Genomic DNA, 23,729 nt, shown 5'->3' on the forward strand with positions numbered 1-23,729 from the left:
CACTACATTGGCCGAAACTCCACAGCACTTGAGGCAGCACAATGAATGCATACGCCAGCGGCTTTCTTGCCGCACCGCATCAATTCATCAGTATCGAAGGGCTGCGTTTTGGTTATCGCGACTATGGAACAGGTCCGGTACTGCTGATGCTGCACGGCTGGCCACTTAATGGCGATACCTTTGCGCCGTTGGTCGATGCGCTTGCCTCAGGCTTTCGTTGCATTGTGCCGGATCTCCCAGGCGCAGGCATGACAGCCTGGTCAACAGAACATGATCTGAGCCCCGCCGGCCAGGCGCGTCTGCTCCAGGGTTTACTTGCGGCCTTGGGCATTGCGCAGGGCTATAGCCTGTTGGGTAATGACAGCGGCGGTATCGCCGCCCGCTACCTTGCACTTTGGGACGCCAGCCGCGTGGCCAAGTTGATTCTGCTCAATAGCGAAATACCTGGGCATCGCGCACCCAACCAGCGTCTGTACAAACAACTGGCACGTTGGTTACCGGGATACGGTGCGCTTGCTCGCATCCAGCTAAGAAGTGCTGCCTATCTGTGTTCGAAGCGGGGGTTTGGCGGAACGCTCTACGATCACCAGCACTTGCTCGGCAGCTTTCATCGGCGCTTTATCGCGCCGCTGATCCAGTCCGCGCAGAGCATGGAGCAAGCCCGGTGCGCCTTTATCGCAGTGCTCGATTGGCCGCAGCTCGATGCCTTGAGCCGTCTTCATGGCCAGATCGAGGCACAGACCTTGCTGATCTGGGGGCGGCAGGACGATACCTTCCCTGAGCCGTATGCCATTGAGATGAGCCGAAGCTTTGCCAACCTTGCCGGCTTTATCAGCATTGACAAGGCCAAGTTGTATGTTCATGAAGACCAACCAGAGCAGGTGATTCAACACCTCAAGGCCTTTCTGCTGGCAAAGCAGGAGTAGGGTGGAGTGATATCGGAGCTGGGCTCCTGGTTCGCCGACTTTGGCTTAAGCACACCCAGAGCGGTCTTGAGGGAAATAAATCTGTCCCCTTTTCTGGTCGTCCCCTTTTCTGGGTCCTTTTCTCGGTCCCCTTTTCTCGTTTCCGCAGGCGGAAAAGGAAATGACTGTGTTTCTCAGAAACTGGACTGCCACCCCTGATACCCCCCGGCGACTCGATCTACCGTGGCGAGGGAGCTTGCTCCCGCTTGAGCGCGCAGCACTCATAGAAAACATCAGAAATAAATGCGTTTCTATTGAATACTATCGATGTATAGCCAAAGATAGGCAGTTAAGCTAGCTTTAGCTATCTTTATATAGATTTCGCTATTTCGTGAGGTCGACATGGATCCCTACCGTAATCCGTTTGCGCCCGGGGCGGGCAGCAGGCCCCCTGAACTGGCGGGGCGCGACCTGATTCTTGAGGCGGCAAGAATTGCCTGTGGACGAGCCGTCAATGGGCGAAGTGCTCGTTCCATCATGCTCCTTGGCTTAAGAGGCACGGGTAAGACCGTCCTGTTGAATGAGATAGGAAAAATTGCAAAGGAGGAAGGTCTTTTCGTCTCCAAAGTGGAGGCACCAGAACGTGAAAGCCTTGCACGTCTTCTTTATCCTGAAATGCGAAAGGTCATGCGCGCGCTGTCCAGCGTTGAGGTCGCCAAGCAAATTGCTAATCGTGGGCTAAAAGGACTTCGCAGCTTTGCATCAATCTTCAAGATTGATATTGGCGGTATTGAGATTGGTGTTGAGCCTGAGCCTGGACTCGCGGATAGCGGAAATCTTCAATACGACCTTCCAGATCTTTTTACTGTAATAGGTGAAGCCGCACAGGCCGCCGGTAAAGGCTGGATTCTTCTCATTGATGAAGTCCAATACCTCACCGAAGCAGATCTATCGGCATTGATTGTCTCCATCCATCGCATGTCGCAAGAAGGGCTTCCGGTGCTGCTGGTCGGTGCAGGTCTTCCGCAAGTTGCTCGGCTGGCGGGTGAGGCGAAGTCATATGCCGAGCGGCTTTTCCTTTACCCGGAGGTGGGGGCGCTTGATCAACCGTCTGCGACTCAAGCCGTTCAAAAGCCGATCCTAGAGGAGCAAGCCTCTATCGACACCGCCGCTCTGGACAGCATTGTTGATCGGACGCAGGGCTATCCGTTCTTTCTTCAAGAGTGGGCATCTACGGCATGGAACAACGCCGAGGGGCCCGAAATTACTGTTGACGATGTCGAGCATTCTTATTCGGAGACATTGGCCTCTCTCGATGCGGGCTTCTTCAGGGTCCGTATCGATCGGCTTACACCTTCGGAGGTTCAGTTTGTAAAAGCCATGTCCACCCTTGGCGATGGCCCCTATGCCATCGCTGATGTTGCGAAGGTGATGGGGCGTCCTCAATCATCGCTTGGTCCGACTCGGGCCAACATCATTTCCAAGGGAATGATCTACAGCACAGATCACGGATATCTGAATTTTACAGTTCCCCTTTTCGCAGAATTCATGCGTCGCCAGGAATGAGGGCCTGCAATGTGTGGCGAGGGGGAATACTCCTCGCCACACAGCTTGATGGTGTTGCGGTTAACGTGGTTCGACGTTATCCAACACCCGATTCGCCAGCAACGAACCCAGCTCAATCAACTGCTGAATCCCCAGCGCCACATGACGCCGCGATCCATCCAGATCAAACGCCAGATCACTCACCATGGCATCAGCCGAGGCCAATGTCTCGCTGAGGTTGGCGAGCAAGCATTCGTTATCAAGGCCTTTCACGACGGTGAATAGCTGGCCCGGTTTTGGTTCATCTTTAGATTTTTCAGATTTCGGCAGTAAGTAGTGATCGAGCACGCGTTTGGTGGTTTCGTCTTGCTGCTTGGCTTTGGATTGTGCGGATGTAGAGGTGGAATCTGCTTCTGGCGGATTCGGGGTAATTTTGAACATAAGCTTCGGTTCCTGATGTGGTGCCGACACCCCGAAGCTACTAAACAAGGGGGTGGCAGCTGTACGCAGGTTAGTAGACCGGGGAACCGAAGAAGCCGGCGCGCCTAAGCGCCCTGCGTACAGCCACCATCAAGAACAGGGTCGGGCCCTGTTTGAGAAGCGCTTGTACAACTTCGATTACCTCGGGCTACTAAACCCGACCACTGATGGGCAGTGGCAGGAAGACAATAGAACCCCGGGACAAGGCGCACAAGCGGGCGGATTCTGGCGTAGTTGTAGGCAAAGGCGCAAGGATGCGTGGGTTGGTGAAAGTGTGTAGCCGGGTTCTGTAGGAGTGGGGTTTGCTGGCGATGCGGGCGGGCGTTCTCCTTTGGATCCGCGTCGATTTCATCGCGAGCACGCTTCCATTTCCTGACACCCGCCCCCCTGTGGCGAGGGAGCTTGCTCCCGCTGGCCTGCGCAGCAGGCCCTGCATTTCTTCAGGCAAACCGCATCGTCCGGTTTTGCGGCTGCTGCGCAGCCCAGCGGGAGCAAGCTCCCTCGCCACGGGGGTGGGCTGTTGCAGATGTTGTGTTCACCACTGAGAGCGGGCTTGATCGCGATAGCTATCTAGCGGAAATGACGGTGTTTCTGAAAAAACTGGATCGGTAGGAGCTGGTAGGAGCTGCCGAGTGGAACGAGGCTGCGATCTTTTGATTTTGATCTTTCACTCATGACTCAATTGCCTGGGGCAAGATCGCAGCCTCGTTTCACTCGTCAGCTCCTACAGGTGGGGCGAGTCCCCGCGCTATAAAGGTTGCGCCGTTATTTACGCTTCAGCATCTCCGGCAACTGCGTCACCAGCTTCTGGTTATTCAACGGCGCCCGAATGAACCCACGCTGGGTACCGTCCGGGCCGATGACGGCGAGGTTGCCACTATGATCAACCGTGTAGTTGGGCTTGCTGGTATCCGCCGGGATGAACGGAATGCTCACCGCGTTGGCCAGCTTCTGCAGGTCTTCGATGGATGACGGGGTCAGGCCGATGAACTGCGGGTCGAAGTAGCCCAGGTACTGCTTGAGTTGCTTGGGCGTGTCGCGGTTCGGGTCGACGCTCACCAACACGATCTGCAACTTATCCACAGCTTCCTTCGGCAACTCGCTTTTAATCTGGCGCAGTTGGGCGAGGGTGGTCGGGCAGATGTCCGGGCAGAAGGTGTAGCCGAAGAACAGCAGGCTCCATTTGTCTTTCAGTTCGTCCATCACCACGGCCTGACCGTCCTGGTCGGTCATTTTCACGTCCGGCAGGTTGCGGCTCTGGGGCAGCAGGATGATGCCGGCGTCGATGAGTGCTGTCTGGGCGCCCTCGCCTTTACCGGACAGCACTTTGTTGATGGTCAGGCCCATGATCAGCGCGATCACGGCCACGAGGATGAAGACGGTTTTCTGGGTTCGAGTCATAGGCTCAACAGTAAGTAGTGATCTACAAGCAGGGCGATGAACAGCAGGAACAAGTACCAGATAGAGTACTTGAACGTGTTGATCGCCGCGTGCGGCCGACTGCCACGGTACAACACCACGGCCCATTGCAGAAACCGGGCGCCTAGCACCAGCGCGCAAACCAGGTACAGCAGGCCGCTCATCTGGATCACAAAGGGCATCAGGCTCACCGCCAGCAGCACCAGGGTGTACAGCAGGATATGGATCTTGGTGTAGCGCTCGCCGTGGGTCACCGGCAGCATCGGGATGTCTGCCTTGGCGTATTCCTCTTTGCGATGAATCGCCAGGGCCCAGAAGTGCGGTGGGGTCCAGGCGAAGATGATCAGCACCAGCAGCAACGGTTCGGCGCTGACATGCCCGGTGGCGGCCACCCAGCCCAGCAGCGGTGGCGCCGCGCCGGCCAGACCGCCGATGACGATGTTCTGCGGCGTCGCCCGCTTGAGAAAGCCGGTGTAGATCACCGCATAGCCGAGCAAGGAGGCCAGGGTCAACCAGGCGGTCAGCGGGTTGGTGAACGTGAGCAACAGCGCTTGGCCGGCCACCGCCAGGGCCAGGGCGAAGGTCAGTGCGGCGGCCGGTGAGACCCGGCCTTCGGCCAGGGGGCGTTTGTGAGTCCGGGCCATCACCGCATCGATGCGGCGGTCCACCACATGGTTGACCGCCGCCGCGCCGCCGGCACACAGGGCAATGCCCAGGTTGCCGAACACCAGCACCGTCCACGGCACACCGGCGCGGGTGGCGAGGAACATGCCCACCAGCGAGGTGATTAGCATCAACACCACCACTTTGGGCTTGGTCAGCTCCAGATAATCGCGCCAGATCGCCTGGCTGTGGCGTTCACCGGTCAGGGTTGCCATGGCATCTCTCCTTTTATAGTTATGGGGCTGACGCCGTGTTTATGCGGGTTGAACCGCCAGCGCAGCGGGACTTGATGCTTGACCCGAACCAGGCTGGTGCGGGCGTGATAATTGACCAGCACCAGGGTCAGCAGCAGCGCGGCGCCCCCGGCGTTGTGAGCGACGGCCACCGGCAGCGGCAGATGAAAGAGCACGTTGCTGATGCCCAGGGTGATCTGGGCCGCCAGGGCCACCAACACCAACCCCGCCAAGCGGGTCATGCCGACTGTCTTCAATTGCCAGGCCAGCCCCAGCAGCACCAACGTCACCAGCAGTGCGCCAATGCGATGAGTCAGGTGGATGGCGGTGCGGGCGTCGCTGTCGAGCTGCCCGCCCAGGTAGTTCGGGCCGATGTGCTGGGTCAGATGAAAGCCGTTGGCAAAATCCGCCGGTGGCAGCCACTGGCCGTGGCAGGTCGGGAAATCGACGCAGGCTACGGCGGCGTAATTGGAGCTGACCCAGCCGCCGAGGGCGATCTGGCCGATCACCAGCAGCAGCCCGGCGGTGGCCCAGTGTTGCAGTCGCTTGGGCACGGTCAGCGCCGGCAATACGCCGGATAATCTCAACGTGAGCAGAAACAGCAGGCTCAGGGTCGCGAAGCCGCCCAGCAGATGCCCGGTCACCACTTGCGGCCACAGCTTGAGGGTGACGGTCCACATGCCGAACGCCGCCTGGGCAACCACCACCGCCAGCAGAAACAGCGGCAGTTTCAATGGCAGGCCGGGGTGACGGCGGTTCACCCAGGCTCGGGCGGCCAGAGCGGCAATCATCAGCCCCAGAAAGCCGGCGAAGTAGCGATGGACCATCTCGTTCCAGCCCTTGTGGGCTTCCACCGGGGCGTCGGGAAAATGCAGTTCGGCATGGGCCAGTTGGGCTTCGCTCTTGGGTACGCTGATGAAACCGTAGCAGCCGGGCCAGTCCGGGCAGCCGAGGCCGGCGTGGGTGAGCCGGGTGTAGGCGCCCAGCAGGACGACGACCAATGCCAGCAACGTGGCAAACAGCGCGAGGCGAAATCCAGGTTTGGCCATGTCGTTGCCCTCATCCGATGTTCGACAGTTTCAACAGATGTCGCAGGTCGTTGAGCAGCGCCTTACCCTTGATCCGGGCGTCATAACGCAGCACCAGGTTGCTATGGGGGTCGATGATCCACAGCTGCGCTTCCTCGCTGCCCTGGGCGCCTTTCTGATAGGCCGGCAGGTCCAGCGGATAGCGTTGCAGTTGCGGGTATTCGCGCTGCAACTGGGCGTCGTATTCGGCGTCCAGCGGTTGCGCGATGGCCAGGGCGTGGCTGGCGCGGGAAGCGTCGCGGCCCAGGCCGATCTGCACCTGACGGGCCAGGTACACCAGTTGCCGGCAATCCTCGGAGCACGCCTGCGGCGCCGTGACCAGGATCTGCCAGCGTTTCTCGTCAGCCTGCACGCCAATCTCGGCGCGGGTCTGGCCGTTGCCGATCAGTTCGCCGTGATAGCTGCGGCTTTCCGGGACCCAGAACTGGAATTTGTACATGCCGGTGGCCAGAATCATCGGGCCGATCACCCCGAGCACGATCAGCAGCAGTTGCACGCGGCCGCGTCGGCGGTTGTGCGCCGTGGGCGCCTCAGACGTGTTGGTTGGATTCATGGTGTTTCCCATGGTGTCTCCCTGCGTTGTGCCATCCGAGATAAAGAAACAGGCCAAACAGCGCCGCCGCCATGGCGAACCACTGCACGGCATAGCCGAGGTGTTTTTCCGGGCCCATGGCCACCACCGGCCAATCGGTCCGGTAGGCACCGGGCCCGCTTTGTTGGCGTAATTGGTAGGCGAAGCCGTTGCGGCCCAGTTCGGCCCAGAGTTTGTCCGGTTCGATGGTGGTCACCAGGCGCGGCCACGGCGCGTCGGCCGGGTCGGCGTGGAGCTGGAACGTGGCGCCCGGAGCCACATAGACCCAGGCTTGAAGGCTCACCGGTTGTTCCGGGGTGCTGAAGGCCGGCGGGGTGCGGCGGTCAGGCCAGGGCAACCAGCCGCGGTTGACCAGCAGCCACAGGCCGGTGGCATGGTCGAGAAAGGGTTGCAGCAACTCCACGCCGACCTTGCCGTCGTGCTGGCGGTTATCCAGCAGGATGCTGTGCTCGGCGTCGAACTGGCCTCGCAGGCTGACCGGTCGAAAGGCCGGATCCGCCGTCTGTTGCAGTTCGCCGCTGTCCATCGGCGGCGCCACGCGGCGCTCGGCATAACTGTGCATGAGCTCGCGCTTCTGCTCGCCCCGGCTCAGTTGCCAGAAACCCAGGCACACCATCACCGGCAGCAGGATCGCCACTACCAGAGACGGCACAATGCCCGGCCGAAAGCCTTTCATGGCGCCGTTCCAAAGCTGTCGAACGAGGTAGCTATACTCACGTGCATCGCGTCCCCCCGGAGTGTCCCTAATGCTCAAAGCAGCCATCGTCCTGATGCTGATTGCCACGATTGCCAGTCTGTTCAGTGGTCTGTTTTTTCTGGTCAAGGACGAAGGCAATTCCAATCGCCTGGTCATCGCCCTGGCGATTCGGGTGAGCCTGGCCGCCATCACCGTCGGCTTGATCGCCTGGGGCTTTTTCAGCGGCCAGTTGGTGTCCCACGTGCCTTGGTAAATCCTCAGAGCACGTAGACGAAGATGAACAAGCCAATCCACACCACATCGACGAAGTGCCAATACCAGCTCGCCGCCTCGAAGCCGAACTGATGCTCGTTGTCGAAGTGCCCGCGCATGATCCGCATCAGCATCACAAACAGGATGATCGTGCCGATGGTGACGTGGGCGCCGTGGAACCCAGTGAGCATGAAGAACGTCGCGCCGTAGACGCCGGAGCCCAGGGTCAGGCCCAGTTCCTGGTAGGCGTGGATGTATTCCTCGGCCTGGAAGCCGAGGAACGCGCAACCCAGCAGCACGGTGATCGCCAGCCAGATCTTCAACGCGCCGCGATGGCCTTTTTTCAAGGCATGGTGGGCGATGGTCACCGTGACGCTGGAGCTGACCAGCAGGATGGTGTTGAGCAGCGGCAGGCCCCAGGGGCTGATCACATCCTTGGGCGCGGGAAAGAGTTTCGGATCGGGGTTGTTCAGCAACGGCCAGACGAACTCGAAGTTCGGCCAGAGCATGTGCGACAGGCCCTTCTCTCCTTCACCGGCCAAGCCTGGCGCCGAGATCATGCGCACATAAAACAGCGCGCCGAAGAAGGCGATGAAGAACATCACTTCAGAGAAGATGAACCAGCTCATGCCCCAGCGGAATGAGCGGTCAAGCTGCGCGCTGTAGAGCCCGGCGCGGCTTTCCTTGATCACCGCGCCGAACCAGCCGAACAGCATGTAGGCCAGCAACAGGCCACCGACGAAAAAGATCAGCGGGCCGTGGGAGTCGGGCCGGTCGGCTTTCAGGTCGTTGAACCAGGTCGCCAGGCCATACACCGTGACGAACATCCCGACGGTGGCGATGATCGGCCATTTGCTCTGGGCCGGAACGTAATAGTGCTCGTGAGTTGCCATTTATTGTTCTCCTTATCGGGCACGCTATCGGTCAGTGTTTACAGCCACCGGTGGATGACGAGCGGTGATATCGAACAGCGTGTAGGACAGCGTCAGGTGCTTCACTTCCTTGGGCATGTCCCGGTCAACGATGAAGCGCATGGGCATTTCGATACGTTCGCCGGGTTGCAGCACTTGCTGGGTAAAACAAAAGCATTCGGTCTTGTGGAAATAGGCCGCCGCGTTGCTTGGCGCGATGCTCGGAACGGCCTGGGCGCTCATCGGCCGATCGGTAGGGTTGTGGGCGACGAAGACCATCTCGTTCACCGCCCCTGGCTGGACCACCAACTGGTCAGCCTTGGGATAGAAGTCCCAAACCATGTCCACCGAGTTGGTCGACAGGAACTGCACACGCACTTGGCGCGACTCATCAACGATTTGTTCACCTTCGTACTGCCCCGCGGTCTTACCGTTGATGCCGAACACCCGGCACATCACGTCATAGATCGGCACCAAGGCAAACCCGAAGGCAAACATGGCCACCACCACCACAAGCAGGCGAGTGACCAGTTTCTTCAGTGAAATTGAGTCAGCCATGGTTACAGCCTCTTGCACCGAACCCTGTGGGAGCGAGCCTGCTCGCGATAGCGGTGTGCCTGGCACCCCGAGTCGCGTCTATCGCGAGCAGGCTCGCTCCCACAAAAGCGGCGGTGTTCATTTCACTTCCGGCGGCGTAGTAAAGGTGTGATACGGCGCCGGAGACGGCACGCTCCACTCCAATCCTTCGGCGCCATCCCACGGCTTGGCCGGCGCCGGCTCGCCGCCGCGAATGGTCTTGATCACGATGAACAGGAAGAAGATTTGCGTGGTGCCGAACATGAACGCGCCGATGGACGAGACCATGTTGAAGTCGGCGAACTGCAGGTTGTAGTCCGGGATCCGCCGGGGCATGCCCGCCAGGCCGACGAAGTGCATCGGGAAGAACGCCAGGTTCATGCCGACGAACGACAGCCAGAAGTGCAGCTTGCCGAGGGTTTCGTCGTACATGTGGCCGGTCCATTTCGGCAACCAGTAGTAGGCCGAGGCGAAGATCCCGAAGATCGCGCCGGGCACCAGCACATAGTGGAAGTGCGCGACCACGAAGTAGGTGTCCTGATACTGGAAGTCCGCCGGGGCGATGGCCAGCATCAGCCCGGAGAAACCGCCGATGGAAAACAGGATCACGAACGCCACGGCAAACAGCATCGGCGTCTCGAAGGTCAGTGAGCCTTGCCACATGGTGCTGGCCCAGTTGAATACCTTCACCCCGGTGGGCACGGCGATCAGCAGGGTGGCGTACATGAAGAACAGCTCGCCCACCAGCGGAATGCCCACCACGAACATGTGGTGCGCCCAAACGATGAACGACAGGAACGCAATGGCCGCCGTGGCGTAGACCATCGAGGTGTAGCCGAACAGCGGCTTGCGGGAGAACGCGGGGATGATCGAGCTGACGGCACCGAAGGCCGGCAGGATCATGATGTACACCTCGGGATGCCCGAAGAACCAGAACACGTGCTGGAACAGCACCGGGTCACCGCCGCCGGCAGCGCTGAAGAAGCTGGTGCCGAAGTGGATGTCCATCAGCATCATCGTCACGCAGCCGGCCAGCACCGGCATCACCGCGATCAGCAGGAACGCGGTGATCAGCCAGGTCCAGACGAACAGCGGCATTTTCATCAGGGTCATGCCGGGGGCGCGCAGGTTGAGGATGGTGGCGACCACGTTGATCGCGCCCATGATCGAACTGATGCCCATCAGGTGGATGGCAAAGATAAAGAACGTCACGCTTTCCGGCGCATAGGTGGTGGACAGCGGCGCGTAGAAGGTCCAGCCGAAGTTCGGCCCGCCGCCTTCCGTGAAGAGCGTGGACACCAACATCAGGAACGCCGCCGGCAACAACCAGAAACTGAAGTTGTTCATGCGCGGCAGGGCCATGTCCGGCGCCCCGATCATCAGCGGGATCATCCAGTTGGCCAGGCCGACGAAGGCCGGCATCACCGCGCCGAAGACCATCACCAGGCCATGCATGGTGGTCATCTGGTTGAAGAACTCCGGCTGCACGATCTGCAGGCCGGGCTGGAACAGCTCGGCGCGGATCACCATGGCGAACGAGCCGCCCAGCAGGAACATGGAGAAGGCGAACCACAGGTACAGCGTGCCGATATCCTTGTGGTTGGTGGTCAGTACCCAGCGCATCAGCCCTTTGGCGGGGCCGTGGGCGTGGTCGGCATGACCGTGGTCATCGATCACAGCACTCATGTCCTGTCTCCTTCGAACGAGTGGGCTGGGCGGCGCGCGGCTGTGAGCTGCGACCGGTTGCGGGAGCAAACGTCAGGCCGGCTCATTGGCTTTCCGCCTGTTTGAGTTCCAGCACTTCTTTAGGCGTCACCATGTCGCCCTTGTTGTTGCCCCAGGCGTTACGTTCATAGGTCACGACCGCCGCGATATCGACTTCCGACAGCTGCTTGCCGAACGCCGCCATGGACGTGCCGGGTTTGCCGTGGAAGACAATGTTCAGGTGATCCTTGATTGGTCCAGTGGCGATTTTCGAGCCCTTGAGCGCCGGGAACATCGGCGGCAAGCCCTGGCCTTCGGCCTGGTGACAGGCCACGCATGCGGTGTGGTAGACCTTGTCGCCACGCTCGATGAGCTCTTGCTGCGTCCATTCCTTGCTGGTCAGCTCTTTGAGCTGCGCCGCTTCGGCCTTGCGTTCGGCCAGCCATGCTTCGTAGTCGGGTTTGCTCTTGACCTCGACCACGATCGGCATGAACCCGTGGTCCTTGCCGCACAGTTCGGCGCATTGGCCGCGATACAGGCCGGGCTTGTCGACGCGGGTCCAGGCTTCGTTGACGAACCCGGGAATCGCATCGCGTTTGACCGCGAACGCGGGTACCCACCAGGAGTGGATCACGTCGGCGGAGGTCACCAGAAAGCGCACCTTGGCATCGACCGGCAGCACCAGCGGCTTGTCGACTTCCAGCAGGTAATGTTCGCCCTTGGTGCTCTGGTTATTGATTTGTTCGGCGGGAGTGGACAGGTTGCTGAAGAACTCGACGTCCTGGCCCAGGTATTTGTAGTGCCACTTCCATTGATAGCCGGTGACCTGGATATCAATGTCCGACTCGCTGGAGTCGTACATCTTGATCAGGGTCGCGGTGGCGGGAACCGCCATCGCCACCAGGATCAGGAAAGGCACGATGGTCCAGAGAATTTCGACGCGGGTGTTTTCGTGGAAATTGGCCGCGTGCTGGCCGGTTGAGCGGCGGTGCATCATCATCGACCAGAACATGGCGCCGAAGACGATGATGCCGATCACTACACAGATCCAGAAGATGGTCATGTGCAGGTCGAACACTGCATTGCTGATCTGTGTCGCTCCAGGCGCCATATTCACAGTCCAGGCCGCTTGCGCCTGGCTGAAAATCGACCACAACAGGAGGCCCATCCATACGTGTGGATGTCGCGTCATTGCGGGTTCCCCTTATCGTTCTTGTTATCCCGTCGGCGTAACGCCAGCGGCAAGGGATCGGCTACCTCAGACTACCAACTTGACTCGCCGCGCCTTGCTGCACATGCAATCGGGTGTCATCAGCTAACTCCATTCCAAACCGAGTATAGACAGCACCTGCAACCTCGCAACGCGATGGCGTAAATCGTTTGAAACAGGCAGGGCTTGCGCTAGAGCCCACGAATGGAGAAGGATGCGAACGTGAGTGATGGCAAACCGATATAACAGCGACGTATCAAGGACGAACCGGTTATGAAAAATAGGTCTGAGGAGTGTCTTTTCGCCAGCTAAGTTATGTCTTCCTTATTTCATTGCCTTGTCCCCTGGAGTTGTCATGAACACCGCCGCATTGCGCGAGCAGATCCAAAAAGCCCAACAACATGAGGCCGAGACCGGCCAACTGACGCGTCAGCTGGAGGCCCAGCTGCCGAACCTGCACCGTGCCATCCAGTTGCCGGACACCGACGCCAACGATGTCTTGGCACGTTTTGTCGCCGCCTATATCGATGAAGTGCCTGACCTTTTGGATGCGGCCAATGAAGTCGCCAGGGAGGCGGGTATCGAGTCGCAGATCAAACCGGTACTCAAGATTGCCGAACAGTACTTCCTCCAGCCGCCGACGATCATGGCCGGCCATGTCGGGCTCGACAGCCTGCTGGACGAAGCCTATCTGGCACACCGGTTTGTCGAGGAGGTCAATGACCTGTACATCAAGCATTTCGGCCAGCCGCTGATCCCCTTGGACATGACGGTCGCCAATCTGATTGCTCACCAGTTGATCGGGGAGGAATTTGCCAATCAACTCGATGAGGTGGTGCACCACACGTTCGATGAGATGCTCAATGACGAGACGTTTGCGTTGGAGTCGGTAGAAACCTACCGCGAGACGCTCAGCAGTCCGCAAACCGGCGCGGCCTGGAAGCGCTGGCCATGCATGTCCCGTCGCTTGGGCGTGGGTCTGGAACTGGATCAGCCGGCGGCTTGATCCGGCAGAACACACAACCCACTGTGGGAGCGGGCTTGCTCGCGAAAGCGGTGTATCAGCTAACGAATGAGTTGCCTGACACTACGCCTTCGCGAGCAAGCCCGCTCCCACATTGGATCTGTGTTGTTCGTGAATAATGGGTTCCACAGAGGGAGAGGCTATCCCGCCGCCGCACCAACCCCCACCGTGGTGCGCAAGCGCCCTTCCAACCTGCGCTTGAGCCCGCGGGATTCGATCAACAGCTTCGAGCCCTTGCTGGCATTCGCCCGGCCCCATTCTTCCAAAAGCTCCAGGCACGAATGGTCGATGTAGCTCAGGTTATTGAGCGGCACATGCACCGTCGCGCCTGTGGGAATGGTGCCCAGCACCTGGGTCAGCGCCGGAACCTTCAGGAAGGTTGCCGCCCCCACCAGGCGCAATTCCATCTCACCCTCCTGGGGCAGATCGATCAGGCTGATTTTCAGTCGGGAGGCTTTCCAGGCCAGTTTCGCCAGGGTCAGGCCGAAACCGATCAATACGCCGGTCAGCAGGTCGGTGAAGATGATCGCCAGCGCCGTCGCGGCATAGGTGAACATCGGCATCCGGCCATAACGTCCCAGCCCGCGAAACGCCTTGAGATCCACCAGTTTGAAGCCGGTGTACACCAACACACCCGCCAGGCTCGCCACCGGAATGCTCTGTAGCACGCTGGACAGCAGAAGCACGAAGAGCAACAGCCACAGGCCATGGAAAATCGTCGACATCCGCGTGGTCGCCCCGGCCTGGACGTTGGCCGAACTGCGCACGATCACACCGGTCATCGGCAGGGCGCCGAGCAGACCGCAGAGCATATTACCGATGCCCTGGGCGGACAGTTCCCGGTCGAAATCCGCGCGTTCGCCGCTGTGCATGCGGTCCACGGCGGCGGCCGAGAGCAGCGTTTCGGCACTGGCGATGAAAGCGACCGCGAACGCGGCGATCAGCAAGGTGGGGTCGGCCAGGTTCAGCAGGTCCGCCGGGCGCAGCCAATCAATGGCTTCGGCGAGGTTCTCCGGGACTTCCACGCGCTTGACCTGCAAGGCCAACAGCAGGCTGGCAATGGTCGCCAGGCCCACGCCGAGCAGGGCACCGGGAACAAAGCGCAACCTGTGAGGGCGAAACTTTTCCCACAGCCACATCACCGCAATCGTCGACAAACCGAGCAGCCCCGCCTGCCAGCCGAACGACGGCAACGCCTGAGCCACTGCCGCAGGGAACGCCGCCAGATTATCCAGCCCCGATGGCTTAGGCACTGCGTCGAGCATCACATGGACCTGGGACAACACGATCAGCACACCGATGCCCGCCAGCATGCCGTAGACCACCGCGGGAGCGGTTACCCGGAACCAGCAGCCCAGGCGAAAGCGCCCGGCCAGCAACTGCAGTAGACCGGCCAGCAGCAGGATCGGCCCGAGCATCGCGACGCCGTGCTGGCGCACCAGTTCGAAGACCAATACCGCCAACCCGGCGGCCGGGCCGCTGACTTGCAACTTGGAGCCGGCCAGAAAACCCACGACCAGACCACCGATGATGCCGGTGATCAACCCTTTGGCTGGTGGCAGGCCCGAGGCGATGGCAATGCCCATGCACAAGGGCAGCGCCACCAGAAACACCACCACGGAAGCCAACAGCTCCCGTGGCAGAACAGCTTTTAATTGAGCAGCACGCATGGCGACTCTCCCGAAGTTTTCTTCAGGCATGGCGAGGCCCTACCGCGTAAACAGCGGTAAGGCTTGAACCATGCAAGGATGATTAGGAGTGGTTAGAAGCGCGCTTTAGGCGTCGCCACCGGTATCGGATGGCTGCCATCGAGTGGCAGGAAACAACCCTGGTCCGCGTCGTAGGCTTTGATCTCGCTGGTCTCGATGTTGTACACCCAGCCATGGATGAACAATTGGCCGTTGGCCATGCGAGAGGCGACCGAGGGATGCGTTCGCAAATGTTGCAGCTGCGCGATCACGTTCTCTTCGGTGAGGATGGGCATGATCTGTTTTTCGTCGCCGCACGGGCAGTTGTCATGGACCATGGTCTTGGCCACTTCGGCGTGGCGCAACCAGGCTTTGACCGTGGGCATTTTTTCCAGGGTGTCGGGATTCAACACGGCACGCATGGCGCCGCAGTCGGAGTGACCGCAGACGATGATGTGCTGCACACCGAGGGCCAGCACGGCGTATTCGATGGCGGTGGAGACGCCGCCGTTCATCTGCCCGTACGGCGGAACGACGTTGCCGACGTTGCGGGTCACGAACAGGTCGCCGGGGGAGCTATGGGTAATCAGCTCGGGCACGATGCGCGAATCGGCGCAGGTGATGAACATCGCCCTGGGCGCTTGCGCCGTGGCGAGTTTCTTGAAGAGCTCTTCCTGCTGGGGAAAGATTTCGTGATGGAAATGCAAAAAGCCGTCAACAATATGCTGCAGCGCTGCATCGGCGGTTTCCGCCTGGGGTTGGGCTGAAGCCGACGCAGCCAACGGCTGTTTATCCTTGTCACTCATGATTCATCCTCTATAGCGCCAGTGGCTGGTTAAAAAACATCCAGGTCGAGGTGTTCGACCTGTCAGTCACTCGATGAACAAGGTAGCGACCGAAACTTAACTCAAACTGAATCAAAGGCTCTAGAACAACGATTACAGGTGTGGCCGGGACGCAAGCGCCGCTCATGCATGCCCATGCCCCACGTTCAACTTTAATCAAATCAAGGACATCTGTCGGCCCGGCGGACAAAAGGCGTCGCAATCGAGATTGTAACCTTCCCGGCGCTCCAGCCCCAGACGCTTGAGCGCCTTGGCGAAACGCTGGGCCAGCAGGTCGGCGAAGGGGCCTTCACCACGCATCCGAGAACCGAAGCGGCTGTCATACAGTTCGCCGCCACGGCTCTGGCGAACCAGGCTCAGCACATGAGCCGCGCGTTGCGGGTAGTGCGCCTGCAACCACTCTTCGAATAGCGGTGCCACTTCCAACGGCAAGCGCAGCATCATGTAGGCGGCACTCTGCGCGCCGGCGGCGTGGGCTTCGGTCAGCAGGCTTTCGATCTCGCTGTCGTTGATCATCGGGATCATCGGCGAACACAGCACCCCCACGGGAATGCCCGCCTCGCGCATGACCTTGATCGCCCGTAATCGCGCCTTGGGCGCAGCCGCGCGCGGCTCGAGGATCCGCTTGAGTTCATCGTCCAGGGTGGTGAGGCTGATCATGACCTTGACCAGGCGTTGTTGCGCCAGCTCGGTCAGCAGGTCCAGGTCGCGCAGAATCAGCGAGCCTTTGGTGACGATGGTCACCGGATGACGGTAGCGCAGCAGCACTTCGAGAATCCGGCGAGTAATGCGATGTTCCCGTTCGATCGGCTGATAAGGGTCAGTATTGGAACCCAGGTTGATCGGCGCACACTGATAGCCGCGCCTGGACAACTGTTCCTCCAGCACGTCGGCGGCGTTGGTCTTGGCGATCAGCTTGGTTTCGAAATCCAGCCCGGGCGACATGTCCCAATACGCGTGGCTGGGCCGCGCATAGCAATAGATACAGCCATGTTCACAACCCCGGTAGGGATTGATGGAGCGGTCGAAAGGCAGATCCGGCGAGGTGTTGCGGGTGATGATGGTCTTGGCCGTTTCGATCCGCACTTCGGTGCCTTGGGTCGGCGGTACTTCCTGATACCAGCCATCATCCTCGACTACCGAGCGACTCGGGGCGAAGCGGTTGTGCGGGTTGGTGGCGGTGCCACGGCCACGGGGCGGAAGAGAGATGGACATTGGAAGGCTCCGTTGCTGTATGTGCATACAGTATTCGCTGGCGTTCAATTAGGCCAGCGCCGTTCAGCAGCCCACCGCGATGGATCGTGTTCACGTTGTGTTGACGTCTTGCTCACAGGCCTTTAACCGGCTCGTGGCGAAACTGACGGTCTCGTTTTTCTTCGTTTCGGTCGTCCACGCATGTTCAAACTCTATTCCCGCTCGCTGCTCTTTCTGTCCTTGTTCCTGATCTTTGCCGAGTCCCAAGCCGTAGCGGCCGATTTGGGCGAGGCGAGGTCTTCCGAATGGGCCCGGCCGGTGGAAAAGCGCTACAACCTTTATCAACTGTCGCCGGCGCTTTACCGCAGCGCCTTGCCGGACGCTGATGCCTTGCCTCTGCTGAGGCGACTCGACATCGGCACGGTCATCACATTTCTGCCGGATTCGGACGCGAGTTGGTTATCCACCCCCGGCGTCAAGCAAGTGCAGTTGCCTTATCGCACCAATCATGTGGACGACAGCGACATCCTCGCTGCCTTGCGCGCCATTCAGGTTGCCGAAGCCGACGGCGGGGTGCTGATGCACTGCAAGCATGGTTCGGATCGCACCGGGTTGGTGGCGGCCATGTACAGGGTGGTCGTACAGGGCTGGAGCAAAGAGGAGGCGTTGAGCGAAATGACTGAAGGCGGCTTCGGCAACAACCCGCACTTCAAGGACGGGGTTCGTTACATGATGCGGGCCGATGTTGAGAAGCTCCGGGTGGCACTGGTCAACGGAGACTGCAGTACCAGCGTTTTTGCTCTTTGCTCGCTGAAAAGCTGGGTCGGTTCAGCCATCACGAATCGTCAGCCCGACCCACAGGTCATTCGCCCTTGACCCTGACGGGTGGCCTCCCTGTAAAGGCTGCCACGGACTCGGCCAGAGGCCGTGAATCGCCGGGGCCGAATATTGTTTCACGCAGTGCCCGGCCTGTTGCCCCGTTGAACAACCCCTCCTGCTCAAACCTTTGGAATACGGTGATTGCCAACGCTTTCGACCAGGCATAGGCGTAAATCCGGGCCGCATAGCCGGTCACCATGTAATCCAGGCCATTGGGCCAGCGGTCGCTCCCCCATACGGGCAGATGCCCGACTTGGGCGCTGACTTGATCGAATACCTGCTGAGCCGTGCGCCCATCGCCGTGGGTCAGGTGCAGTTCCATGTCAAACAGCGCGTTGCGCAGCAGCGCGGCGGTTTCCCAGCTGGCCTGGGTGTTGGCGAAGGTCAGCAACTGATCGGCGATGTCATCGGGCATGGCTGCGCCGGTCTGGTGGTGCTTTGACAAACGGACCAGGCATTGCCGGGTAAAGCACCATTGTTCCAATAGCATCCCAGCAAACTCCGAGGTGTCCCGGGAGAGCTCGGTGATGCCCGACACGTCGCGATACTCGGCACGGGTCAACACATGGTGCAAGCAATGGCCGAACTCATGAAAGAGAATTCGCAATTGCAGATGGTCGAGCAAGACCGGCGATGCATCTGAGCTGCGCGCCAGCCAGCCATGCAACACGGCGATGGGATGTCGAGGCCGGCCCTCGGCCGTGATGCGACGGTTTCGCAGGGTGGTGGTGTTCGGGTAACCGTCTCTGTTCGCATCCTCGAACGGATCGAAATAGATGTGTCCGATGGTCTGGTCCCACTCGCGGACTTCGAAAAGACGCACGTCCGGATGCCATGTGGCCGCGTCAGCGCGTTCGAGAATGTCCACCCCAAACAGATCCTTGGCGATCAGCAATAGCTGTGAAAAGGTGGACTCCAGTTCGAACCAGGCGCTGAGGGTCAGCTTCGAGATGCCGGCCGTGTGCTGACGAAGTTTTTCTACCAGATACGGGTAATCCCAAGGTTGAAGCTCGGTGAAACCTTGCCTTCGGGCAAATGCCTTGAGCTGTTCGGCGTCGCGGGCAAAGAGGTCTTGTTGCTGTTCAAGCTGATCGCGCAAGAACGTCATCACCTGTTCGGGAGACTCGGCTTGCTCAGGCTCGATCACCATTTGAGCGAAATTCGAATAACCCAGTAACGCCGCATACCGACGACGATCCCCCAGCAACCGTCTGAGCACCTCGCTGTTATCAAACCGGCCAGCGTCGGGGCCCTGATCCGAGGCGCGTGTGCTGTAGGCCAGGTACACCTCTTTGCGCAAAAGACGATTGTCCGCGTAGCTCGTGACGATGCCAAACGATGCATCACTGAGGGTCAGCAGCCATCCCGTGCGCCCGGCCTCACGGGCCTGTTTGGCCAGCTGTTGTTTGAATTGCGGCGCCAGGCCGCTCAATTGAGCTTCATCGTCGAACGCTTTGCTCCAGGCCTTGTTGGCCTTGTGCAAGTGATCGAGGAACAATTCCCGGCCCTGTTGAATGCGTAGCTGCAGGACTTTCAAATCTGACGGTGCGGTATGGGCCAACCCGTGCTGGCGAAACTGGCGCAGGGCCTTCTCCAGAACTCTTTTACGAGGCGGCTCGAAGTGCCTGGCAATCTCGCTGTTGGCCAAGCGCTGATAGAGTTGAAACAATGGGCGATTGTGTCTCAGCGCGCTCTGGAAATCGCGCACCCGTTCGCTGCAGTCGAGCGAAGCCTGCGCCCAGTCGTCTCCTGGCCTGGTGGACGCCAGCAGATCCAGCAGGTCATCGAAACCCTTCAAGCGGGCGTGAATCTCGTCCATGGCCAACACCAGATCGTCCCAGGTTGGGAAGGGTGTCTGAGTCTTGATGATGTCGGCCACTTGAGCACGGCTCTCGGCAAGGATCCGGTCGAGGGCCGGTGAAAAATGTGTGGCTTGGATCTGCGCAAAGGGGGGCAGGTCATAGGCCTGCAACAGCGGATTGTCATCGTCGGGCATGGCAGCCTTCCTGTCTGGACTGGGTGAACAAGTCTGGAGAGGAAGGCGTGACGCGTTGCGGTATATATGTATCGCCTCCGGGCCCGGCGGCCCGGAAGGTGATGCCGAAGATTTCAGTCGGTTTTTTTCTTCAGCTTGGGATTGGGGAAAAACTGCACCGCCTGGACCTTGGCGTCCGGGACTTTGAGTGCCGATGTGTTGACCCGGGTGCCCAACTCCTTGGGCACCGACAGGCCTTGTTCGTTGAGCGTGTCGGAATAACCGCAGGCCACACACTCACGGTGCGGCACACCGTCTTCGTTCCACATCATCAACTTGTCCGGTTCGCTGCACGCCGGGCAGACCGCCCCGGCGATAAAGCGCCTTTTGGTAATCACAGGCCCCTCGCTCATGCTGCTGCGTCCTCGGTCAGGCCGCTGTGGCGCAAGAGTGCGTCAATCGATGGCTCACGGCCACGGAAGTCGACGAACAGCACCATCGGCTCCTGGGAGCCGCCACGGGCCAGGATCGCTTCACGGAAAGCGCGACCGGTGTCGGCGTTGAGCACGCCGTCCTCTTCAAACTTGGAGAACGCATCGGCCGACAACACTTCCGCCCACTTATAGCTGTAGTAGCCCGCCGCATAACCGCCGGCGAAGATGTGGGCAAAGCTGTTGGGGAAGCGGTTGTAGGCCGGTGGGCGCATCACCGAGACCTCGTCACGCACGCCTTCGAGCACTTGCAGCACGCTACGGCCATCGCCATGGGTGGCGTGCAGCTCGAAGTCGAACAGCGAGAACTCCAACTGGCGCACCATCATCAGGCCGGACTGGAAGTTTTTCGCCGCGAGCATTTTTTCCAGCAGGTCCTGGGGCAGCGGTTCGCCGGTTTCATAGTGACCGGAAATCAGTGCCAGGCCTTCGGGCTCCCAGCACCAGTTTTCCATGAACTGGCTCGGCAGTTCCACGGCATCCCAGGCCACGCCGTTGATGCCGGACACGCCGGCATGTTCGACGCGGGTCAGCAGGTGGTGCAGGCCATGGCCGAACTCGTGGAACAGGGTGGTGACTTCGTCGTGGGTCAGCAGCGCGGGTTTGCCGCTGTCGGCCGGGGTGAAGTTGCACACCAGGTTGGCGACAGGGCTTTGCAGCACGCCATCGAAGGTGCGCCGACGGTCGCGGGCGCCGTCCATCCAGGCGCCGCCGCGCTTGTTGGCGCGGGCATAGAGGTCGAAGAAGAAACGGCCGACGTGCTGACCGTTCTCCTTGATTTCGAACAGGCGCACGTCCGGATGCCAGGTGTCGAAGCCTTTCAGTTCGGCAATCTCGATGCCGTAGAGGCGTTGCACGATGGCGAACAGGCCGCTCAGCACTTTGTCGATTGGGAAATACGCGCGCAAGGCTTCCTGGGCCACGCTGTATCGCTGCTGGCGCAGCTTCTCACCGTAGAAACCGCTGTCCCAGCTTTGCAGGTCGGGGCAGCCCTGTTCGGCGGCGAACGCCTTGAGCTGTTCCAGGTCCAGGGCCGCGAACGGCTTGCTGCGCTTGGCCAGGTCTCGCAGGAAACTGAGGACCTGATCGCTGGACTCGGCCATCTTGGTCGCCAGGCTCAACTCGGCGAAGTTGGCGAAACCCAGCAATTGAGCCAGTTCCTGACGTAGGTCGAGGATCTGCTCCATCACCGGGGTGTTATCGTTCTGGCCGGCATTTGGGCCTTGGTCCGACGCGCGGGTGCAGTACGCGGCGTAGACTTCTTCACGCAGGGCGCGGTCTTCGGCGTAGGTCATCACTGCGAAGTAGCTGGGGAATTCCAGGTTGATCAGCCAGCCGTCCAGTTCCTTGGCTTGGGCGGCTGCGGCCATTTGCGCCTTGGCCGAGTCGGTCAGGCCGGCGAGGGTGGCCTCGTCGGTAACGTGCTTGGTCCAGGCCTGGGTCGCGTCGAGCAATTGATTGGAGAAGCGGCTGCCCAGCTCGGACAGTTTGCTCTGCACTTCGGCGTAGCGCTGCTGCTGCTCGGGCGGCAGGTCGATACCCGACAGGCGGAAATCACGCAAGGAATGTTCGAGGATGGTTTTTTGCGCCACATCGAAACCGGCGGCTTCGGGGCTGCTCGCCAGGGCTTCGAACGCCTGGAACAGCTCGCGGTTCTGGCCCAGCTCGGTGGAGTAAGCACTCAGCGCCGGCAGGCAGGCCTCGTAGGCTTCGCGCAGTTCGGGGCTGTTACGCACGGCGTTCAGGTGGCTCACTGGGCTCCAGGCAGCGCCCAGGCGATCATTGAGCTCATCCATCGCCAGCACCAGGCCGGCCCAGGTAGGTTGCGTGCCCTGGGTCTTGAGGATCTCGGCAATGGCGGCACGGTTGTCAGCCAGGATCTGCTCGATGGCCGGTTGCACGTGCTCGGCACGGATCGCCGAGAACGGCGGCAGGTCGTAGGGTTGCAAAAGAGGGTTGTTCACGCTCACGGTTGACACCTTGGCTGGAAGAAACATGGACCCATCTTAATTACAATCGACGTTCACCGCAGCTAGCAGCGCCTATCACCGGATAAGAGAGAGCCTATCGTGACCCTTCGCACGTACCAGAATCACCGCCCACGGCTTGCCCGCGGCGCTTTTGTCGACAGCACCGCGGTGGTGATCGGCGACGTAGAAATCGGCGAAGACAGCTCCGTCTGGCCGTTGACAGTCATTCGCGGCGACATGCACCGCATCCGCATTGGCGCCCGTACCAGCGTCCAGGATGGCTGCGTGCTGCACATTACCCACGCCGGCCCCTTCAATCCCGATGGTTTCCCGCTGCTGATCGGCGATGACGTGACCATCGCCCACAAGGTCATGCTCCATGGCTGCACCGTAGGCAGTCGGATCCTGATCGGCATGGGTAGCATCGTCATGGACGGTGCGATAGTTGAAGACGAGGTGATCATCGGCGCCGGCAGCCTCGTACCACCGGGCAAACGCCTGGAGAGCGGCTTCCTGTATGTAGGCAGCCCGGTAAAACAGGCCCGGCCTCTGACCGACAAGGAACGCGCCTTTTTCACCTACAGCGCGGCGAACTACGTGAAGCTCAAGGACCTGCATCTGGCCGAAGGCTACGACCTGCTCTGAACCGTACCGCCCTTACCCAGGAATTTGCATGCATTACCAGACCGTACTCTTCGACCTCGACGGCACCCTCACCGACCCCCGCGAGGGCATTACCCGTTCGATCCAGTTCGCCCTGAGCCAACTGGGCATCGACGAACCCGACCTCACCCGCCTCGAACACTTCATCGGCCCACCGCTGTTGCAGGCCTTCATGCAGTTCTACGCCTTCGACGAAGCCAAGGCCTGGGAAGCGGTGAACTTCTATCGCGAACGCTTCAAAGTCACCGGCTTGTACGAAAACCGGGTATTCGATGGCGTGATGCCGATGCTGGAAACCTTGGGCGTTCAAGGCCGGCAGCTGTACATCGCCACCTCCAAACCCTGGGTCTTCGCCCGGGAAATCGCCCGCCACTTCGACTTTGCCCGGCATTTCAAGGTGATCTATGGGAGTGAGCTGGACGGCACGCGCACCAACAAGGTCGAGTTGATTGCTCACTTGATGGCAGAAGAGGGGCTAGACCCGGCCAATACCTTGATGATTGGGGATCGGAAGCACGATTTGATTGGTGCCCGCAGCAATGGCCTGGATGCGGCCGCGGTGGGGTATGGGTTTGGCAGTTTTGAAGAGTTGAGTGCGGAAAAGCCGAAGTTCCACTTCCAGACCCTGGAGGCGTTGCACCAGGCATTCATGCGCGGGTGACAGGTTGTAGCTTCGTTCCAGCATGTCGAGAGCGCTTCCATCGTCGGTCCTAAGCCCGCCCTGT

Annotated in this window: 23 protein-coding genes; 7 read left to right on the top strand and 16 right to left on the bottom strand. The window is 60.2% G+C overall.

From position 1 onward, the window contains the following. Positions 1 to 41 precede the first annotated feature (41 nt). Together BM132_RS19765 and BM132_RS19770 are read left to right on the top strand one after the other, a co-directional pair. Positions 42 to 926 carry an alpha/beta fold hydrolase gene (locus BM132_RS19765; protein WP_092458057.1) on the top strand — a complete coding sequence of 295 codons (885 nt, stop codon included), beginning with the start codon at positions 42 to 44 and terminating at the stop codon, positions 924 to 926. A 381-nt stretch (positions 927 to 1,307) separates the two neighbouring features. Further along, positions 1,308 to 2,471 carry an ATP-binding protein gene (locus BM132_RS19770; protein ID WP_092458060.1) on the top strand — a complete coding sequence of 388 codons (1,164 nt, stop codon included), beginning with the start codon at positions 1,308 to 1,310 and terminating at the stop codon, positions 2,469 to 2,471. Positions 2,472 to 2,531: 60 nt separating this feature from the next. Here the strand turns inward: BM132_RS19770 and BM132_RS19775 are convergent, their stop codons facing one another. The 6 genes from BM132_RS19775 to BM132_RS19800 form a co-directional block, all read right to left on the bottom strand. After that, positions 2,532 to 2,891 (bottom strand): DUF6124 family protein, encoded by a 360-nt coding sequence (locus BM132_RS19775; protein ID WP_092458063.1) that lies wholly within the window; start codon positions 2,889 to 2,891, stop codon positions 2,532 to 2,534. 804 nt (positions 2,892 to 3,695) lie between these two features. Continuing rightward, positions 3,696 to 4,331, bottom strand: a complete 636-nt coding sequence (locus tag BM132_RS19780; protein WP_092399757.1) for an SCO family protein — start codon at positions 4,329 to 4,331, stop codon at positions 3,696 to 3,698. Continuing rightward, on the bottom strand, positions 4,328 to 5,227 hold the full coding sequence (cyoE, locus tag BM132_RS19785; protein ID WP_092458066.1) for a heme o synthase: 900 nt from the start codon (positions 5,225 to 5,227) through the stop codon (positions 4,328 to 4,330). Before cyoE ends, BM132_RS19780 begins: the two co-directional genes overlap by 4 nt. Beyond that, a complete protein-coding gene (locus BM132_RS19790) occupies positions 5,215 to 6,294 on the bottom strand; it encodes a COX15/CtaA family protein (RefSeq protein WP_092458068.1) in 1,080 nt (359 codons plus the stop codon). Before BM132_RS19790 ends, cyoE begins: the two co-directional genes overlap by 13 nt. Positions 6,295 to 6,304: 10 nt before the next feature. Then, positions 6,305 to 6,898 carry a hypothetical protein gene (locus BM132_RS19795; RefSeq protein WP_092458071.1) on the bottom strand — a complete coding sequence of 198 codons (594 nt, stop codon included), beginning with the start codon at positions 6,896 to 6,898 and terminating at the stop codon, positions 6,305 to 6,307. Then, complete coding sequence (locus tag BM132_RS19800; protein WP_092399765.1) at positions 6,864 to 7,601, bottom strand: SURF1 family protein; 738 nt, start codon at positions 7,599 to 7,601, stop codon at positions 6,864 to 6,866. Before BM132_RS19800 ends, BM132_RS19795 begins: the two co-directional genes overlap by 35 nt. A 70-nt stretch (positions 7,602 to 7,671) precedes the next feature. Between BM132_RS19800 and BM132_RS19805 the strand changes: the two genes are divergently transcribed. Next, on the top strand, positions 7,672 to 7,875 hold the full coding sequence (locus BM132_RS19805; RefSeq protein WP_092458074.1) for a twin transmembrane helix small protein: 204 nt from the start codon (positions 7,672 to 7,674) through the stop codon (positions 7,873 to 7,875). Positions 7,876 to 7,879: 4 nt separating this feature from the next. Here the strand turns inward: BM132_RS19805 and BM132_RS19810 are convergent, their stop codons facing one another. From BM132_RS19810 to coxB, 4 genes are all read right to left on the bottom strand, one after another. Then, positions 7,880 to 8,767, bottom strand: coding sequence for a cytochrome c oxidase subunit 3 (locus BM132_RS19810; protein ID WP_092399769.1), 888 nt, complete (start codon positions 8,765 to 8,767; stop codon positions 7,880 to 7,882). Positions 8,768 to 8,791: 24 nt separating this feature from the next. After that, entirely contained in the window at positions 8,792 to 9,343 is a 552-nt protein-coding gene (locus BM132_RS19815; RefSeq protein WP_092399771.1) for a cytochrome c oxidase assembly protein, read from the bottom strand. A 117-nt stretch (positions 9,344 to 9,460) separates the two neighbouring features. Beyond that, positions 9,461 to 11,047, bottom strand: coding sequence for a cytochrome c oxidase subunit I (ctaD, locus tag BM132_RS19820; protein WP_092399773.1), 1,587 nt, complete (start codon positions 11,045 to 11,047; stop codon positions 9,461 to 9,463). An 82-nt stretch (positions 11,048 to 11,129) separates the two neighbouring features. Continuing rightward, positions 11,130 to 12,257, bottom strand: a complete 1,128-nt coding sequence (coxB, locus tag BM132_RS19825; RefSeq protein WP_092458077.1) for a cytochrome c oxidase subunit II — start codon at positions 12,255 to 12,257, stop codon at positions 11,130 to 11,132. Between the two features lie 373 nt (positions 12,258 to 12,630). Between coxB and BM132_RS19830 the strand changes: the two genes are divergently transcribed. Next, positions 12,631 to 13,281: a hypothetical protein gene (locus BM132_RS19830; RefSeq protein WP_092458080.1), complete on the top strand. Its 651-nt coding sequence runs from the start codon at positions 12,631 to 12,633 to the stop codon at positions 13,279 to 13,281. 158 nt (positions 13,282 to 13,439) lie between these two features. Here the strand turns inward: BM132_RS19830 and BM132_RS19835 are convergent, their stop codons facing one another. The 3 genes from BM132_RS19835 to BM132_RS19845 form a co-directional block, all read right to left on the bottom strand. Next, complete coding sequence (locus BM132_RS19835; protein WP_092458083.1) at positions 13,440 to 14,969, bottom strand: SulP family inorganic anion transporter; 1,530 nt, start codon at positions 14,967 to 14,969, stop codon at positions 13,440 to 13,442. Positions 14,970 to 15,061: 92 nt separating this feature from the next. Then, on the bottom strand, positions 15,062 to 15,793 hold the full coding sequence (locus BM132_RS19840; RefSeq protein WP_092458085.1) for a carbonic anhydrase: 732 nt from the start codon (positions 15,791 to 15,793) through the stop codon (positions 15,062 to 15,064). A 195-nt stretch (positions 15,794 to 15,988) separates the two neighbouring features. After that, positions 15,989 to 17,047 (bottom strand): PA0069 family radical SAM protein, encoded by a 1,059-nt coding sequence (locus tag BM132_RS19845; protein WP_092458088.1) that lies wholly within the window; start codon positions 17,045 to 17,047, stop codon positions 15,989 to 15,991. Between the two features lie 180 nt (positions 17,048 to 17,227). On the opposite strand from BM132_RS19845, the gene BM132_RS19850 reads away from it, so the two are divergent. Beyond that, positions 17,228 to 17,902: a phosphatase domain-containing protein gene (locus BM132_RS19850; protein ID WP_092458091.1), complete on the top strand. Its 675-nt coding sequence runs from the start codon at positions 17,228 to 17,230 to the stop codon at positions 17,900 to 17,902. On the opposite strand, the gene BM132_RS19855 is transcribed toward BM132_RS19850, so the two are convergent. The 3 genes from BM132_RS19855 to prlC form a co-directional block, all read right to left on the bottom strand. After that, the gene (locus tag BM132_RS19855) at positions 17,889 to 19,901 is read right to left on the bottom strand and encodes a M3 family metallopeptidase (protein WP_092458093.1); all 2,013 of its coding nucleotides are present in this window, start codon (positions 19,899 to 19,901) and stop codon (positions 17,889 to 17,891) included. The genes BM132_RS19850 and BM132_RS19855 overlap by 14 nt on opposite strands. 113 nt (positions 19,902 to 20,014) lie before the next feature. After that, the gene (locus tag BM132_RS19860) at positions 20,015 to 20,293 is read right to left on the bottom strand and encodes a YheV family putative zinc ribbon protein (RefSeq protein WP_047230061.1); all 279 of its coding nucleotides are present in this window, start codon (positions 20,291 to 20,293) and stop codon (positions 20,015 to 20,017) included. Further along, complete coding sequence (prlC, locus tag BM132_RS19865) at positions 20,290 to 22,368, bottom strand: oligopeptidase A (protein ID WP_177193362.1); 2,079 nt, start codon at positions 22,366 to 22,368, stop codon at positions 20,290 to 20,292. Before prlC ends, BM132_RS19860 begins: the two co-directional genes overlap by 4 nt. 72 nt (positions 22,369 to 22,440) lie before the next feature. On the opposite strand from prlC, the gene BM132_RS19870 reads away from it, so the two are divergent. Together BM132_RS19870 and BM132_RS19875 are read left to right on the top strand one after the other, a co-directional pair. Beyond that, positions 22,441 to 22,986 (top strand): gamma carbonic anhydrase family protein, encoded by a 546-nt coding sequence (locus BM132_RS19870; RefSeq protein ID WP_092399785.1) that lies wholly within the window; start codon positions 22,441 to 22,443, stop codon positions 22,984 to 22,986. Between the two features lie 28 nt (positions 22,987 to 23,014). Further along, complete coding sequence (locus BM132_RS19875) at positions 23,015 to 23,665, top strand: HAD family hydrolase (protein ID WP_092458096.1); 651 nt, start codon at positions 23,015 to 23,017, stop codon at positions 23,663 to 23,665. Positions 23,666 to 23,729: the final 64 nt, after the last annotated feature.

This window comes from Pseudomonas sp. NFACC45 (assembly GCF_900113505.1).
Classification (GTDB): Bacteria; Pseudomonadota; Gammaproteobacteria; order Pseudomonadales; family Pseudomonadaceae; genus Aquipseudomonas; species Aquipseudomonas tehranensis.